15 protein-coding genes and 1 pseudogene are annotated in these 14712 nt (G+C 71.2%); 7 read left to right on the top strand and 9 right to left on the bottom strand.

Translation table 11 applies throughout. The features are described from left to right. Nucleotides 1-25: 25 nt before the first annotated feature. Complete coding sequence (locus tag ACGFN2_RS14505; protein WP_393360250.1) at nucleotides 26-1264, top strand: XdhC family protein; 1239 nt, start codon at nucleotides 26-28, stop codon at nucleotides 1262-1264. A gap of 110 nt (nucleotides 1265-1374) precedes the next feature. After that, nucleotides 1375-2634 carry a GNAT family N-acetyltransferase gene (locus ACGFN2_RS14500; RefSeq protein ID WP_393360248.1) on the top strand — a complete coding sequence of 420 codons (1260 nt, stop codon included), beginning with the start codon at nucleotides 1375-1377 and terminating at the stop codon, nucleotides 2632-2634. 44 nt (nucleotides 2635-2678) lie between these two features. Here ACGFN2_RS14500 and ACGFN2_RS14495 read toward each other — a convergent pair whose 3' ends face one another. Further along, nucleotides 2679-3242, bottom strand: a complete 564-nt coding sequence (locus tag ACGFN2_RS14495; RefSeq protein ID WP_362612132.1) for a GNAT family protein — start codon at nucleotides 3240-3242, stop codon at nucleotides 2679-2681. Nucleotides 3243-3396: 154 nt separating this feature from the next. Then, nucleotides 3397-3558, bottom strand: coding sequence for a hypothetical protein (locus ACGFN2_RS14490; RefSeq protein WP_362612133.1), 162 nt, complete (start codon nucleotides 3556-3558; stop codon nucleotides 3397-3399). A gap of 388 nt (nucleotides 3559-3946) precedes the next feature. Between ACGFN2_RS14490 and ACGFN2_RS14485 the strand changes: the two genes are divergently transcribed. Both ACGFN2_RS14485 and ACGFN2_RS14480 read left to right on the top strand, forming a co-directional pair. Further along, the gene (locus ACGFN2_RS14485; RefSeq protein ID WP_393360246.1) at nucleotides 3947-5650 is read left to right on the top strand and encodes an AMP-binding protein; all 1704 of its coding nucleotides are present in this window, start codon (nucleotides 3947-3949) and stop codon (nucleotides 5648-5650) included. Further along, the gene (locus tag ACGFN2_RS14480; protein ID WP_393360244.1) at nucleotides 5647-7287 is read left to right on the top strand and encodes an AMP-binding protein; all 1641 of its coding nucleotides are present in this window, start codon (nucleotides 5647-5649) and stop codon (nucleotides 7285-7287) included. Before ACGFN2_RS14485 ends, ACGFN2_RS14480 begins: the two co-directional genes overlap by 4 nt. An 85-nt stretch (nucleotides 7288-7372) precedes the next feature. On the opposite strand, the gene ACGFN2_RS14475 is transcribed toward ACGFN2_RS14480, so the two are convergent. After that, nucleotides 7373-7615 carry a hypothetical protein gene (locus ACGFN2_RS14475; protein ID WP_393360242.1) on the bottom strand — a complete coding sequence of 81 codons (243 nt, stop codon included), beginning with the start codon at nucleotides 7613-7615 and terminating at the stop codon, nucleotides 7373-7375. 6 nt (nucleotides 7616-7621) lie between these two features. On the opposite strand from ACGFN2_RS14475, the gene ACGFN2_RS14470 reads away from it, so the two are divergent. From ACGFN2_RS14470 to ACGFN2_RS14460, 3 genes are all read left to right on the top strand, one after another. Further along, on the top strand, nucleotides 7622-8092 hold the full coding sequence (locus ACGFN2_RS14470) for a hypothetical protein (RefSeq protein ID WP_393360240.1): 471 nt from the start codon (nucleotides 7622-7624) through the stop codon (nucleotides 8090-8092). 34 nt (nucleotides 8093-8126) lie between these two features. After that, nucleotides 8127-8873, top strand: coding sequence for a hypothetical protein (locus ACGFN2_RS14465; protein WP_393360238.1), 747 nt, complete (start codon nucleotides 8127-8129; stop codon nucleotides 8871-8873). 71 nt (nucleotides 8874-8944) lie between these two features. Then, the gene (locus ACGFN2_RS14460) at nucleotides 8945-9328 is read left to right on the top strand and encodes a hypothetical protein (protein ID WP_393360236.1); all 384 of its coding nucleotides are present in this window, start codon (nucleotides 8945-8947) and stop codon (nucleotides 9326-9328) included. A gap of 113 nt (nucleotides 9329-9441) precedes the next feature. Here ACGFN2_RS14460 and ACGFN2_RS14455 read toward each other — a convergent pair whose 3' ends face one another. The 6 genes and pseudogenes from ACGFN2_RS14455 to ACGFN2_RS14430 all read right to left on the bottom strand — a co-directional run. After that, nucleotides 9442-10611 (bottom strand): hypothetical protein, encoded by a 1170-nt coding sequence (locus tag ACGFN2_RS14455; RefSeq protein ID WP_393360234.1) that lies wholly within the window; start codon nucleotides 10609-10611, stop codon nucleotides 9442-9444. A 68-nt stretch (nucleotides 10612-10679) separates the two neighbouring features. Next, nucleotides 10680-11192, bottom strand: coding sequence for an NUDIX domain-containing protein (locus ACGFN2_RS14450; RefSeq protein ID WP_362612147.1), 513 nt, complete (start codon nucleotides 11190-11192; stop codon nucleotides 10680-10682). Nucleotides 11193-11255: 63 nt separating this feature from the next. Then, nucleotides 11256-11636 (bottom strand): MmcQ/YjbR family DNA-binding protein, encoded by a 381-nt coding sequence (locus tag ACGFN2_RS14445; protein ID WP_393360232.1) that lies wholly within the window; start codon nucleotides 11634-11636, stop codon nucleotides 11256-11258. A 59-nt stretch (nucleotides 11637-11695) separates the two neighbouring features. Continuing rightward, nucleotides 11696-12451, bottom strand: coding sequence for a hypothetical protein (locus tag ACGFN2_RS14440; RefSeq protein ID WP_393360230.1), 756 nt, complete (start codon nucleotides 12449-12451; stop codon nucleotides 11696-11698). A 461-nt stretch (nucleotides 12452-12912) separates the two neighbouring features. Next, complete coding sequence (locus ACGFN2_RS14435) at nucleotides 12913-14370, bottom strand: catalase (RefSeq protein ID WP_362612156.1); 1458 nt, start codon at nucleotides 14368-14370, stop codon at nucleotides 12913-12915. Between the two features lie 247 nt (nucleotides 14371-14617). After that, nucleotides 14618-14712, bottom strand: a pseudogene (locus ACGFN2_RS14430) (2-hydroxy-3-oxopropionate reductase); the annotation flags it as partial.

The following is a 14712-nucleotide window of genomic DNA, read 5'->3' as shown; positions in this document are numbered from 1 at the left end:
CCACCCCATCCGTGAGGAGACCGACATGCTGGACATCGCCGAGGAGCTGCACCGGTGGGTCGAGCAGGGCCGCGCGTTCGCGGTGGCCACCGTGGTGGCCACCCATGGCAGCGCGCCCCGCCAGCCCGGGGCCGCGCTGGCCGTCGACCGTGACGGCACAGCGATCGGGTCGGTCTCCGGCGGATGTGTGGAGGGGGCGGTGTACGAACTGTGCCAACAGGCGCTGGAGACCGGGGAACCGGTGCTGGAGCGCTTCGGCTACAGCGACGAGGACGCCTTCGCCGTGGGCCTGACCTGCGGCGGCATCATCGACATCCTCGTCCAGCCGGTACGGGCGCCCGCCCCCGCGACCGCCGGTGACGGCATCGCGGGGGAGTGGGCGGACCGTACCGGCGGCACGCTCGCCGCCGGGCTGGCCGCCGCCGCGTCGGGCGAGGCGGTGGCGGTCGCCCGGGTCGTCCAGGGCCCCGCCGGACTCCTCGGCCGCGCCCTGCTGGTGCGCGCCGACGGCCGCCACAGCGGCACCCTCGGCGGCCACCCCGCCCTCGACCGCACCGCGGTCGCGGAGACCCGCGCCCTGCTGGACGCCGGGCGCACCACCAGCCTGGAGATCGGCACCGGCCTCGCGCCCGGCGAGGAGGCGGAGGGCGGCGAGGGCGCACGGCCCGGCGGGGCGCGCTGCGGCCAGCCCGTCGTCCTGCTCGTCGAGTCCGCCGTCCCCGCGCCCCGCATGATCGTCTTCGGCGCCATCGACTTCGCCGCCGCGCTGGTCAGGGTCGGCAAGTTCCTCAACTACCACGTCACGGTCTGCGACGCCCGCCCCGTCTTCGCCACCAGGACCCGCTTCCCGGACGCCGACGAGATCGTCGTCGACTGGCCGCACCGCTACCTGGACTCCCAGCGGCTCGACGCCCGCACGGTGCTGTGCGTGCTGACCCACGACGCCAAGTTCGACGTACCGCTGCTGGAGCGGGCGCTCCGCCTCCCGGTCGCCTACGTCGGCGCGATGGGCTCACGCCGCACCCATCTGGACCGCCAGCAGCGGCTGCGGGACGTCGGACTGACCGAACTCGAACTCAACCGGCTGCGCTCGCCCATCGGACTCGACCTCGGCGCCCGCACCCCGGAGGAGACCGCCCTGTCCATCGCCGCCGAGATCGTCGCCAACCGCCGCGGCGGCACCGGCGTCCCCCTGACCGGCGCGCACACCCCGATCCACCACGACACCGGCCGGTCCCTGGGGCGGATCGGATCGGTGGCCTGAGGCGCCCCGCCGCGGGGAGTGCGCCCGGCTGCGCGGGCCGGAGCCGCGCCGCCCCCGCCCCACGGCAAAAACCAGGTGAAGCGCCCCGGACCCCGGGTTAGCGTCCCCGGGTGACCAGTGACGACGACGCGCGCACGCCCACGGATGTCCGGGAACTCCCCGACGCCGACCTCGAACAGGCCCTGGACCTGATCCATCTCGCCTTCCACCTCGCACTCCCCGACAAGACCCGCGCGTACCACCGGGACATGCTGCGGGCCTGCTCCCGTATCGGCGCCTACGACGACGGGCGGCTCAGCGGGGTGGCCGGCGCGCACCGGCTCACCCTCTCCGTCCCCGGCAACCAACTCCCGTGCGCCGCACTGGACTTCGTCTCCGTCGCACCCACCCACCGGCGCCGCGGCGTCCTCACCGCGATGCTGGACGAACTCTGGCGCCGCTGCGCCGACGAGGGCCGGCCGGTGTCCTGTCTCTGGGCGTCCGAGAGCGCCATCTACGGCCGCTTCGGCTTCGGCGCCGCCACCGAGTCCTACCGCGTCGAGATCGACTCCTCGCGCCCGCTCGCCCTGCGCGTCACCCCCGACAGCCGCCCGCTGCGGCTGATCGACCCGGCCGACGTACCCGCCGTGCTCGGCCCGCGCTACGACGCGACCCTGCCGCAACGGGCCGGCCGCTTCACCCGCGACGCGACCTGGTGGCGCCGGCAGGTGCTGGACCTCGACGGGGCCCGCTGCGGCGACGACCGCGACGGGTTCGGCACGGCGCGGGTGGTGGTGCTGGGCGAGCGCGGCGAGGTCCCCGCCGGCTACGCCGTCTACCGCACCCGCGGACCGGGCGAGAGCCGTCCGGGCGCGGTCCAGGTCGAGGAGTTGGAGGCGGAGACCGCCCCGGTCGCCGCCGCCCTGTGGTCCTACCTCGCCTCGATCGACCTCACCTCGACGGTACGCGTCCAGGCCCGCCCCGCCGACGACCCGCTCCTGCACCTCGTCGCCGACCGCGACCAGGTACGCGTCACCGGCCAGGAACCCTCTCTGTGGCTCCGGCTCGTGGACGTCCGCACCGCGCTGACCGCCCGCTCCTGGGCGGCCCCGGTCGACCTCGTCCTCGACCTGTGCGACACCGCCCTGCCGGTCAACGCGGGCCGCTTCCGGCTGACCGCGGGCCCCGACGGCGCCACCTGGCAGCACACCGAGGAGGCGCCCGACATCGCCCTGAACGTACGGGAGTTGGCGTCCTGCTACCTCGGCGGCACGCCGCTGCGCCGCTTCGTCCAGGCCGGTCTGGCCACCGAGCACACCCCGGGCGCGGTCCGCAGCCTGGACGCCGCGCTGGAGACCGACCGGCTGCCCTTCACCGGGGAGAACTACTGAGCCACGGGCCGCGGGCGGGCCGGGGCGCCCGTCGTCCCGGACCCTCAGCCCGCGCCCCCGGCCCGCCCCGGCCGCAGCGCCGCCATCACCAGCACGTCATGCCATGCGCCGTCCCAGTGGAGGGCCTCACGCATCCGGCCCTCCACCTCGAAGCCGCACTTCTCGTACGCCCGCCGGGCGCGTGGGTTGTAGTCGAAGACCTCCAGCTGGACGCGGTGCAGGCCGACCCGCTCGAAGGCGTAGTCCAGCAGCAGCCGGATCGCCTCACTACCGATCCCGCGGCCGGTGGCCTCCTGGACGAGTGCGATCCGGAAGACCCCGTGGGCGTTCGGTGGATCGATCTGGCTCAGGGCGAGTTCGCCCAGGAATGTCCCCGTCTCCCGGTCCTCTACGGCGAGGTCCAGACGCTCCGTGCGGTCGGCGCTGCCGGCGCACCACGCCTGCAGCTCCGCCAGGGTGAAGTCGTGGTGGGTCCCGGTCAGCCGGCGCATCTCCGGGTCCTGGCAGGCGGCGTGAAAGGCGGCCGCATGCCGTGCCGACAGCGGTACGAGACGGACCCGGTCGCCGGTGAGCACCGGGTTCTCGGCGAGTGCGGTGGTATCGATCATGGGGGGATGATGTCCGGGCGGTGGCCCCGCGGCAACGGAATTGAGCGGACCCGGGCGCCACCGGGGACCGAGGGGAGCGGCCGGGCCGTACGGGGGAGGCCCGGCCCCGCCCGCGAGGCGGGACACCGCAACGGCGCGGGGCCGGGCCCGGGCGTCAGAACGCGCTGGACACCAGCCACATCACACACACGTAGGCGCCGCCGCTGACCCCGAGAATGATGCCGAGCCACAGCAGCGCCCCGAGCGGCCACGGGGCGGGCACCTCGGGCTTGGGCGGTTTGACGGGGCAGCACTTCGAGCAGTGGGCGTCGGGCATGGCAGCATCATGGCGGCACGCCGTCCGGGGCGGGAGGGCGTGAACGGGTGCACACGGCAAAGCCCAGTGACGCGCGCGCGGGATCACGCGCGGGTCGTGCCGCTCCCCACGCGGCCGGAGTCGTCGTCCGGCATCGTTCCTGAGCGTGCTACTACGGCAGCATCCCCGCCCGCCGTGCCGCGACCGCTGCCCCCGGACAGCGGCCCGCCGAACGCCACCGGCAGCCCGCCGGTCCGCCGCAGCCGAGGAAGCGCCGCCCGCCCGCCGTCGCGTGCGCATCCGGGTCGAGCCGCACGAGGAAACCTCCGCTTCCCCCCGTTCGGGGGTGGTGGGACCTGCGCCACTGATTACACGATGGCAGCTAGCGGTGCGGCAATGAGGAGGACGGATGACGGAGACGGAAGCCGGGACGACGGGGCGGGCCCCGGACGCCACCGAGGAGTTCCGGGCGGCGCGGGACCTGCTGCTACGGCACCGGGAGGACTACGAAGCGGCCCGCGCGGAGTTCCGCTGGCCCCGCCCGGAGTACTTCAACTGGGCGCTGGACTGGTTCGACACCCTCGCCCACGGCAACGACCGCACCGCCCTGCACCTCGTCGAGGAGGACGGCAGCGAGACGAAGCTGAGCTTCGACGCCATGCGCCGCCGCTCCGACCAGGCCGCCAACTGGCTGTCCGGCCACGGGGTGCGCGCCGGTGACCGCATCGTCATGATGCTCGGCAACCAGGTGGAGCTGTGGGAGACCGCGCTCGCCGCGATGAAGCTGCGCGCCGTCGTCATCCCCGCGACGCCGCTGCTCGGCCCCGCCGACCTCGCCGACCGGATCGAGCGCGGCCACGCCCGGCACGTCATCGTGCGCGCCGCGGACACCGCCAAGTTCGACGGCGTGGCGGGCGACTACACCCGGATCGCGGTCGGCGGCGCCCCGGACGGCTGGCTCTCGTACGAGGACGCCTACGACGGCCCCGAGACCTTCGAGCCGGGCGGGCCGACCCGGGCGGACGACGCCCTGATGCTCTACTTCACCTCCGGCACCACCGCCCGCCCCAAACTCGTCGAGCACACCCACGCCTCGTACCCCGTCGGCCATCTCGCGACGATGTACTGGATCGGTCTGCGGCCCGGCGACGTGCATCTGAACATCTCCTCGCCCGGATGGGCCAAGCACGCCTGGTCCAATCTCTTCGCGCCCTGGAACGCCGAGGCCACCGTCTTCCTCCACAACTACACCCGCTTCGACGCGGCCCGGCTGATGGCGGAGATGGACCGGGCCCGCGTCACCAGCTTCTGCGCCCCGCCGACCGTCTGGCGGATGCTCATCCAGGCCGATCTGTCCGCGCTCCGGCATCCGCCGCGGGAGATCGTCGCGGCCGGCGAACCGCTCAACCCGGAGATCATCGAGCAGGTGCGGCAGTCCTGGGGCGTCACCATCCGGGACGGCTTCGGGCAGACCGAGACCGCCGTGCAGGTGGCCAACACCCCGGGTCAGACCGTCAAGCCGGGCTCCATGGGCCGTCCCACCCCCGGCTTCGACGTCGTCCTGCTCGACCCGGTCAGCGGCGCACCGGCCGACGAGGGCGAGATCGCCCTCGACCTGACGGCCCGGCCGGTCGGCCTGATGACCGGCTACCACGGGGACCCGGCCCGCACCGCGGAGGCGATGGCCGACGGCTACTACCGCACCGGCGACATCGGCACCCGTGACCGCGACGGCTGGATCACGTATGTGGGGCGGGCCGACGACGTCTTCAAGGCCTCCGACTACAAGATCTCCCCCTTCGAGCTGGAGAGCGCCCTGCTGGAGCACGAGGCGGTCGCCGAGGCCGCCGTGGTGCCGGCGCCGGACCCGCTGCGGCTGGCCGTGCCCAAGGCGTATGTGGTGCTGGCGGCCGGCTGGTCGCCCGGACCGGAGACCGCGAAACTGATCTTTGAGCACTCCCGTGCGGTCCTGGCACCCTACAAGCGCATCCGGCGGCTGGAGTTCGCCGAGCTGCCGAAGACCGTCTCCGGCAAGATCCGCCGTATCGAGCTGCGCGAACGCACCGCGCAGGGCGACGGCGGCGCCGAGTACTGGGAGGAGAACCACCGATGAGCCAGCAGCAGGAGCTGTCGTACGCCTGCGGGGCTGCCGGGGGGCGGCTGCTCGGCCACACCATCGGCACCGATCTGGCCCGCACCATCGCCCGGTTCGGTGACCGCGAGGCGCTGGTCGAGGCCGAGAGCGGCCGCCGCTGGACCTACACCGCGCTGGGCCGCGCGGTCGACGAGGTGGCGCGCGGACTGCTCGCCAAGGGCGTCACCAAGGGCGACCGGGTCGGCATCTGGGCACCCAACTGCGCCGAATGGGTCCTCGTCCAGTACGCCACCGCCCGGATCGGGGCGATCCTCGTCAACGTCAACCCCGCCTACCGCGTCCATGAGCTGGGCTACGTCCTGCGGCAGGCCGGCATCGCCGTCCTGGTGTCCGCGACCCACCACCGGACCAGCGACTACCGCGGCATGATCGAGCAGGTGCGCGAGGAGTGCCCGGCGCTGCGCGAGGTGGTCTACATCGGCGACGAGACCTGGGGCGGGCTGCTGGCCGCCGGCGCCACCGTCCCGGAGCACCGGCTCGCCGCCTGCGAAGCGGAGCTGACCGCCGACGACCCGGTCAACATCCAGTACACCTCGGGCACCACCGGCTTCCCCAAGGGCGCCACCCTCTCCCACCACAACATCCTCAACAACGGCTACTGGGTGGGCGAGACCCTCGGGTACACCGCAGAGGACCGGGTGTGTCTGCCGGTGCCCTTCTACCACTGCTTCGGCATGGTCATGGGCAACCTCGGCGCCACCTCACACGGCGCCTGCATCGTCATCCCGGCCCCCGCGTTCGACCCCGCCGCCACCCTCAGGGCCGTACAGGACGAGCGCTGCACCTCCCTCTACGGCGTCCCCACCATGTTCATCGCCGAACTCGACCACCCCGGCTTCGCCTCCTACGACCTCTCCTCACTCCGCACCGGCATCATGGCGGGCTCGCCGTGCCCCGAGGAGGTGATGAAGCGGGTCGTCGCCGAGATGCACATGACCGAGGTCTCCATCTGCTACGGCATGACCGAGACCTCACCTGTCTCCACCCAGACCCGCCGCGAGGACGACCTCGCCCACCGCACCACGACCGTCGGCCGGGTGCTTCCCTACCTGGAGGTGAAGGTCGCCGACCCGTCGAGCGGGGTGACCGTGCCCCGCGGCACCCCCGGTGAACTGCGCACCCGCGGCTACAGCGTGATGCTCGGCTACTGGGACGACCCCGAGCGCACCGCCGAGGCCATCGACGCGGCCCGCTGGATGCACACCGGCGACCTCGCGGTGATGAACGACGACGGCTACGTCCGGATCGTCGGCCGCATCAAGGACATGATCATCAGGGGCGGGGAGAACGTCTACCCCCGGGAGATCGAGGAGTTCCTCTACTCCCACCCCAAGATCGCCGACGTCCAGGTCGTCGGGGTCCCCGACGAGAAGTACGGCGAGGAGATCGCCGCCTGCGTCATCCTCCGCGACCCCGAAGACCCCCTCACCCACGAGGAGTTGACCGACTACTGCCGCTCCCGCCTCGCCCACTACAAGGTCCCGCGCCACCTGGAGATCCTCGACGCCTTCCCCATGACCGTCAGCGGCAAGGTCCGCAAGATCGAACTCCGGGAACGGCTGAACTCGGCTCGCGGTGGCCTCGGATCTAGCTGACCTCGGATCTAGCTGACCTCGCGTCGCGGTGAGTCGACGGAGGCGGACTGCCTGTCCCCTTCGTCGGCTCGGCACGCGACATCCTTCAGAGGACGTTCCGCAGCAGCAGACACAGGGCGATGGCCAAGGGATAGCAGCCGACGCCCGCCCAGGTGAGCGGCCGTTGTGACCTGCGGCGCCCGAGCCAGATGAGCGCCAGCCCCGCGTGTGTCACCGCCAGGGCAAGGAAGGGGAGCGCCTTGGGGAGGTCATATGTGAACGCGAAGTACACCCACATCCAGGGAAGCAGCAGCGCGAAGAAGAGCGGGAGCAACGCCCAGGACCGCACCTGGCGTTGAAGGTATTCGTCAGCTGGTCCTGGTGTGTCACCGCCGAGTTCAAGCGATGGATACTGGTTGCCGTCATCGCCGAAAATTTTCACCGAGGTATAGTATCAGCGCGTAATGGGAGAGTCAAAGCGGCGAATTGGGGGGCAGAGTTGAGCTTTTCGGTTGATTCGGACGACCTGAGTGGCTTCGGTAAGCAGGTGAAGCGGGCTGCGGATGATGTCGAGGAATCGCGCGATTACGTGAAGAAGTCGTGCGAGATGATCGACTCGGACGTCGGCCCCATTTCCACCATTGCGCAGATTTGGAGTGGTGGCCATGAGGACGTGGTGAACCGTGTTCAGAACACACTCAAGACGCTTCACAAAATCCTCAGTGCATCGTCCGATGAATTGATCAAATCCGCGAAACACTACAACTCGACCGATGCGTCCGAGGCCCGAAAAATGGATGCTACGTATCCGGCATCCAAGCGCTAGTCCGTAATGCGCTCATTTCGGGAGGAAGTGAAACATGGGATTCGCTGACGTAGCAAAGCCGACCAGTCGTCTGGTGGCGCCGAAGGTTGACGACGACAAGGAGGAGCCGGAAGGTGGGGTCGTCAAGGACCTCCTCTCCTTCGGTGACGTGTTGAGCCCGTCCTGGGTGATCAGCAAGGGGCTGGAGATCGCCTTCGACTTCAATCCGGTCGACGAGGCGAAGAAGTTGATCGCCGGCGACTGGACGGAGTATGCGCAGTGCGCCAAGGCATGGAAAGCCATGGGGAACTTCTGCGAAGACCTCGCGGAGAACATCAAGGCCGGGAATACGGCGCTGGACAAGTCGTGGAACGGCAACGCTGCGGACGCCGCGTACATCTACTTCGAGACGCTCTCGAAGGATATCGAGGAAATGAAGAACTCCTTCGTTGAGCTGAAGGAGAACTACGAAAAGACAACTGAAGCGGTCTGGAATGCTGCGGAGGCGTGCGGTGACCTGCTTCAGGGCATTCTGGATACTGCGGCGATCGTCGGGTTGACTGCACTGGCAGGTGCTTCGACGAGCTTTACCCTGTTCGGCCCGGCGATCGCCGCGGGGGCGATTGCTGGGGAGGTTGTTGCGATGATCAACATGTGGTCCAAGCTGACTACGGTTATCAGTGAACTCCAAACCGCGATCAACGGCTCGGTGGCGCTCGTCACCGGCATCAGCTCCTCGATTGAGAACAAAGCTATCAAGTTCCCACTGCCTGGTAAGTCCTACGACAGCCCGGTGGCTTGAATCGTCCTCGGTGACCTTATGGTGCCTTTGGGCGTAAGGCCAGAAATTGACACGGAAGATTCGGGGAAGGCGTGCAGTCCAACGAAAATCAGCGTGAAGTCGGCGATGTCGAATTCATGGACCTGGCCAAGGATGAGGCCAGGGCTCGCATGCTGCGGAAAATGTTGAAGAATCTCGCACAGGGAGACGAACGCGATCCGCTGGCAGAGATGGCCAGGGGTGTCATGACAGGTCGTCGAGGAATTCGGGAAGCCATCGATGGCCTTCCGCGGGATGAGTCACTCGAAGTGCGCTTCGACAACTTCCAGCAGCGTTGGGATGCGATGTCGGAGAGCGAGCGCCTGGCAGCGGAACGCGAAAGTGCCGAGTTCCTGGAGGAACAGCGCCGGGAGATCAAGGCGGAGCGTGAGTCGGCCGGGCGCTGGGATGCGACACCGCCCCGCCACCGCGGCTGACCACACCAGGCACCCCTGGGGGCTCCCCACGGCCCTTTGAAGGCAGAGCCGCCAAGCCCTCTGGGGGGCGGGTGCAGGTGTGTCCCGTCCCGGTTCGCGGGCCGGACGGCCGTTCACCGTGCCCGTGTGCCCTCGGTCTCCTGGAGCAGGACCGCGCAGAGTTCCGCCGGCGCGCCGGTGTGGGGGATGTCCTCGTTCAGGAGTCGGGCCCAGGCCGGGCGTCGGTGCGGTGGGCGGCGGTTCATCTCCCGGGTCAGGGTGCCCGGCCAGGCCATGGCTCCGCCGTGGCGGGCCTGCCACCACGGGGGGAGGTGGTCATGGGCGCGGTCCACGGTGACGCCGTCGGCGCCGATCTCCACCCGGACGTAGAGCCAGCGGCCGTACGTGTCGCCGCCCGCGGCCGCCGCGTCCGCCTCCCGGAGGTCCGCCAGCAGCTCGCAGAGTTCCTCGCCGAGCCACCACCCCTGCTCGTCGAGGAAGACGTCGCGGCGGTACCGGTTGCCCGGGTCGGTGCCGTCCGCGAACGCGGCGGCGAGCGTGCCACTCCCCTCTGACGACGGGCGATGGGCGCGCAGCCATGCCACCAGCCGCTCCTCGGCACCGCTTCCGCCGGGCAGCGGGCGCTCCGCCTCCGCCGCGGCACGCATCGCGCCCGCGAGCACGCCCGCGTACTGCTCGGGCAGCGGGCACGGCACCCGACGGCCCGCGGGCTCGCCGCTGCCGGCCGGAAGCTCCGGCCGGCCGATGCCGCGCACCGCGGTGGCCCGCGCCTCCTCCGTCCCCCTACGGCGCAGCTCCTCCGCGTCGGCCCCGTCCTCCCGTAGGGCCGCGAGGACCGCGCGTACCTCGGCGTCGTCGGCGGGGACCATGGCGGACACCCCGTCGTCGACCGCCTCCGACGGGTACCGGGTCCGGCCCCACGCCCCGTCGGCCCACCAGTACACGAACCCGAGTTCCTCGTTCCCGTCGACCACCGCCGTCAGCCACTCCCACGGCAGCCAGTGCGGTCCGCCGGCCAGCAGGTCCAGCGGCGGAGTGCGGGAGACGGTGTCGCTGTAGTCGAGGTCGACGCCGTAGAGCACCGCCCGGCCGCCCTGGACGCGGGCCAGTGCCCACCAGCCGTTGCCGATGTCGTCGGAGCGCAGCCCGGCCTCGTCCACCCGGTAGTTGTGCACGGGCAGCGGGTGCTCGGCGCTCCAGGCGGCCAGGGTGGCGGCGTGCTGCCAGAGCACCTCGGGGGAGGGAAGCGGGGCGGCGTGGCCCGGGGTGCCGTCGGCGGTCATCGGGAACTCCTGGGGCGGGGGAGAGGGGAGGAGGTGGTGCGGTTCGGTGACCGGCGGGGTGGTCCCGGTCAGTGGGGCTGGGCAGGGGCGGAGTTCGGTACGTAGCCCAGGTCGACGGGGGCGGGGGCCGGGGTGGTGGGGTCCGTGTCGTGCCAGGGGCGCAGCAGGGCGGCCAGGGACGGCGGCCAGAGGGCGTCCGGGGACCCGGCCAGGTCGGCGGGGCTCCACCATCTCCAGCCGAGGATGCGGTCGTCGGCGTGTGCAGCGGCCACGCCGTCGGTGGGCTCCCGGCGCGGGCCGTGGGCGAGGTAGAGGTGCTCGTGCTGGCGTACCGGGACGCCGGCCCGGGTGAAGTCGTGCTCCCAGGTGCACAGCAGGGGGCCGGGCTCCAGGTCCGTCCAGCCGGTCTCCTCGCGCATCTCACGCAGCGCGCCCGCGCGCGGGGTCTCGCCCGGGTCGAGCCCGCCGCCGGGCATCGCCCAGTGGGCCCCGACCTCTTCGTTGTCGTACCGGAGCAGGAAGACCGATCCTGCGGGGTCCAGGACGGCAACGCGTGCGGCACGGCGGGGAGTTCTTCGCATGGCCGAAGCCTATGCCGCGGTGCTCACACCCGGGCCCGCGCCGCCGCCGGCCGCCTCGCCGGCTCAGGGCTGCCGCTCTCCCGGCCAGTCGAGGCGCAGTCGTTCGGCGCGTGGCAACGACGCCACCACCAGGTCGTACGAGTCCTCGATCAGGTCGAGCACCAGCCGGTCGGGGAGGTCACCGGCCAGGGAAACGGTGTTCCAGTGCCGCTTGTTGAGGTGATAGCCCGGCACCACCTCGGGGTGTGCCGCCCGCAGCCGTTCGGCCAGCTCGGGATCGCACTTGAGGCTCACGGTGAGCGGGGTGTCCGTCAGCGTGCTCAGCGCGAAGATCTTGCCGCCGACCTTGAAGGTCGATACGTCCGGGTGCCGTGGGAAGGGGAATTCCTCGGTCGCGCCGTTGAAGTCCAGGCAGACGGCCCGCAGGGCGTTCGCGTCGATCATCCCGTCATTATGTGCGGCCGGCGCCCGCGCCCCGGGCGGGGCGTCCCGCGGCGGGCCCGTCACCGCCCCGCAGCGCCGTACTTGATCAGCTCGTCGGCCGGGTCGTTGATCGGCTGCGGGGTGCCGGTGAGGTCCATGACGAACAGCGGGAGGTGCAGGGCGTCGGCGCGGGCGCGGGCGTCGTGGGCGTAGCCGGCGAGGGAGAAGAAGACCGCGAGGGCCGAGTCGTTGAGGCCGTTGAGCCAGACGCATTCGATCTCGCGCAGCTCGGTGGCGCGGGTGGTGGGGTCGACCTGGGCGACCACACCCGTGCCGCGCAGGTCCAGCCCGGAGGCGGTGCGCTCACGGGTCCGGGCGACATCGGCGTAGCCCAGCCACTTCAGATACTGCTCGGCGGCCGTGACGCAGTCGCGGGCGGTACGGATGGTGACCGGGCGGAACGCGGGCCGCGGGGCCGCGCTTCCGGGGTCGGCGGCGGGTGGCGGCGCGGGCTTCGGCGCGGATTTCGGTACAGGCCGTCCGGAGCGCGGGAAGTTCGGCGGTGGCAGCGGGGGCGCCGGGGCGACCGGGACCCGGACGACCGTGCCGCAGGCGCAGCCGGACTCCGGCGCCGGCCACTCGTCCTGCCGGCCGCAGACCTCACAGCGCACCTCCACCCAGGAGGCCTGCCAGGTGCGGTGGAGTATCTCGACGGGTACTCCGCCGCGCAGCACCGGCAGGGTGAGCGGGGCGCCGCAGGCACACGGGAAGGTGGGCGGGGTGAAGGCGTTCTCGCGGCGGCACGTGGGGCACCGCACCGGCACGCTGTCGGCCATGGTCGGCTCCTGGCAGGTCGGGCGGCAGACCGGTCGGATCTGCTGCTTCCCCCATGGTCTCTCCAAAACCGGCCGCCGGGGGCCGAATTGGGGCCGAAGGGTGGCCGGGAGCCGCAGGTGCCGTCAGAAGCAGTCGGGGGCCGTCACGGGTCGCGCCGCCCCGGTGACCGACAGCCGCAGGGCCCGGCATCCGTGTGACCGTACGGATGCCGGGCCCTGTCGTGGATTCCGTCCGGCAGTGCGGGCGATCGGGCGCGACGTGACATCGCACCGCCGGACGGAGCATGGGGTGGGAGGAGGCGGGCTCCGCGGCGGGGGAGCGGCTCACCCTTCCTGTCGGGTGAGCGCTGCCACCGCACTGATGCTCCCCGTGGTGCCGCGGAGCTCGCGCTCCCACTCCGTACCGGCCGGCCACCCCTCAACGGGCCGCCGGTACGGACGCGCGAGCGACCGACCTCCCGTCAGTCCTCGCGCAGCTCGTTGACCCTGGCCTCCACGCGCTTGCCGTAGTCGGGGTCGGCGGCGTGGAAGTGGGCGAGGTTCTTCTCCAGCACATCGTCGCGGCTGACCTGGGAGAGGCCGCCGGCGATGTTGTTCACCAGGCGCTTCTTCTCGTCCTCCGACATCAGGCGGTAGAGCTCACCGGCCTGGAAGAAGTCGTCGTCCTTGGTGTGCGCGGGGGCCTCATGGGTGCCGACGTGGCCGGAGACGGCGAGCGGGGCGGACAGCGGCTGACCGGTCTGCACCGGGCCGCCGTAGGAGTTGGGCTCGTAGTTCTTGGCGTACCGGTCGTAGCCGTTGGTGGCCATCAGGCCGTCCCGGCCGTAGTTCTCGGCCTCGGTCGCCTTGGGGGCGTTCACCGGCAGCTGGGTGTGGTTGACGCCCAGGCGGTAGCGGTGCGCGTCGGCGTAGGCGAACAGCCGGCCCTGGAGCATCTTGTCCGGGGACGGGCCGATGCCCGGCACGAAGTTGTTCGGGGAGAACGCGGACTGCTCGACCTCGGCGAAGACGTTGTCGGGGTTGCGGTCCAGGACCAGGCGGCCGACGCGCTGCAGCGGGTAGTCCGCGTGCGGCCACACCTTCGTCAGGTCGAAGGGGTTGAAGCGGTAGTGCGCCGCCTCGGCCGCCGGCATGATCTGCACGTACAGCGTCCAGGACGGGTAGACGCCCCGCTCGATGGACTGGAGCAGGTCGGTCTGGTGGCTGTTGGGGTCCGTGCCGGACAGCTCGGCGCCCTGCTCGGCGTCCAGGCAGCGGATGCCCTGGTTGGTCTTGAAGTGGTACTTGACGAAGAAGGCCTCGCCCTCGGCGTTCGTCCACTGGTAGGTGTGCGAGCCGTAGCCGTTCATGTGGCGGTAGGAGGCCGGGATGCCGCGGTCGCCCATGAGCCAGGTGACCTGGTGGGTGGCCTCGGGGGAGTGCGCCCAGAAGTCCCAGACGTTGTCCGGCTCCTGCTTGCCCGTGAAGGGGTCGCGCTTCTGGGAGTGGATGAAGTCGGGGAACTTGATGGGGTCCTTGATGAAGAACACCGGGGTGTTGTTGCCGACGAGGTCGTAGTTGCCCTCCTCGGTGTAGAACTTCAGCGCGAAGCCACGCGGGTCACGGGCCGCGTCCGGGCCGCCGAGGCTGTCGGCGACGGTCGAGAAGCGGATGAAGGTCTCGGTGCGCTTGCCGACGGCGTTGAGGAAGTCTGCGCGAGTGAAGCCCGTGACGTCGTCGGTCACCTCGAAGTAGCCGTACGCCCCGGAGCCACGGGCGTGCACGACGCGCTCCGGGATGCGCTCGCGGTTGAAGCGGGCGAGCTTCTCCAGCAGGTGCTGGTCCTGGAGCACGATCGGGCCGCCGACGCCGGCGGTGGCGGAGTTCTGGTTGTCGGCGACGGGGGCGCCAGCCTCCGTAGTGAGAAAGCGCGACGTCAGCGTGGGCTTCGACATGGTGACCTTCCGTACGAGAGCGCGGAAGTTGGCTTCCGCAAGTCGGAGCGTAAGAAGGGCTCCGACCAAACGTCAACAGTTTGTTGAAACAAACCCGAGGGGTGTCCAAAGGGGTTCCGGACGGCGGCCACGCCTGGGCGCGACAGGACAAGTGTCGGCGCGGCCGCCGCCCGGAAGCTGGGGGGAAGCGGGTACCGGAAGCCGGGCTCCGGTCCGCTTGCGGGGCGCCGGCTCAGCTGTGGGTGGTGTGTCCGGAGAGGCGTTCGACGCCGCGCAGGAGGGCGGAGTGGTCGAGGCTGCCGTCGCCTTGGTTGCGCAGGGCGGCGA

Source organism: Streptomyces sp. NPDC048612 (assembly GCF_043199295.1).
Classification (GTDB): Bacteria; Actinomycetota; Actinomycetes; order Streptomycetales; family Streptomycetaceae; genus Streptomyces.
Note: the sequence above shows the minus strand (reverse complement) of the source record. Positions and strands in the feature narration are given on the sequence as shown.

Coding starts and splice junctions, on each gene's coding strand:
- ACGFN2_RS14505 (WP_393360250.1), top strand. CDS start 26: ATGCTGGACATCGCCGAGGAGCTGCACCGGTGGGTCGAGCAGGGCCGC.
- ACGFN2_RS14495 (WP_362612132.1), bottom strand. CDS start 3,242: ATGATCGATACCACCGCACTCGCCGAGAACCCGGTGCTCACCGGCGAC.
- ACGFN2_RS14490 (WP_362612133.1), bottom strand. CDS start 3,558: ATGCCCGACGCCCACTGCTCGAAGTGCTGCCCCGTCAAACCGCCCAAG.
- ACGFN2_RS14485 (WP_393360246.1), top strand. CDS start 3,947: ATGACGGAGACGGAAGCCGGGACGACGGGGCGGGCCCCGGACGCCACC.
- ACGFN2_RS14480 (WP_393360244.1), top strand. CDS start 5,647: ATGAGCCAGCAGCAGGAGCTGTCGTACGCCTGCGGGGCTGCCGGGGGG.
- ACGFN2_RS14465 (WP_393360238.1), top strand. CDS start 8,127: ATGGGATTCGCTGACGTAGCAAAGCCGACCAGTCGTCTGGTGGCGCCG.
- ACGFN2_RS14455 (WP_393360234.1), bottom strand. CDS start 10,611: ATGACCGCCGACGGCACCCCGGGCCACGCCGCCCCGCTTCCCTCCCCC.
- ACGFN2_RS14450 (WP_362612147.1), bottom strand. CDS start 11,192: ATGCGAAGAACTCCCCGCCGTGCCGCACGCGTTGCCGTCCTGGACCCC.
- ACGFN2_RS14445 (WP_393360232.1), bottom strand. CDS start 11,636: ATGATCGACGCGAACGCCCTGCGGGCCGTCTGCCTGGACTTCAACGGC.
- ACGFN2_RS14440 (WP_393360230.1), bottom strand. CDS start 12,451: ATGGCCGACAGCGTGCCGGTGCGGTGCCCCACGTGCCGCCGCGAGAAC.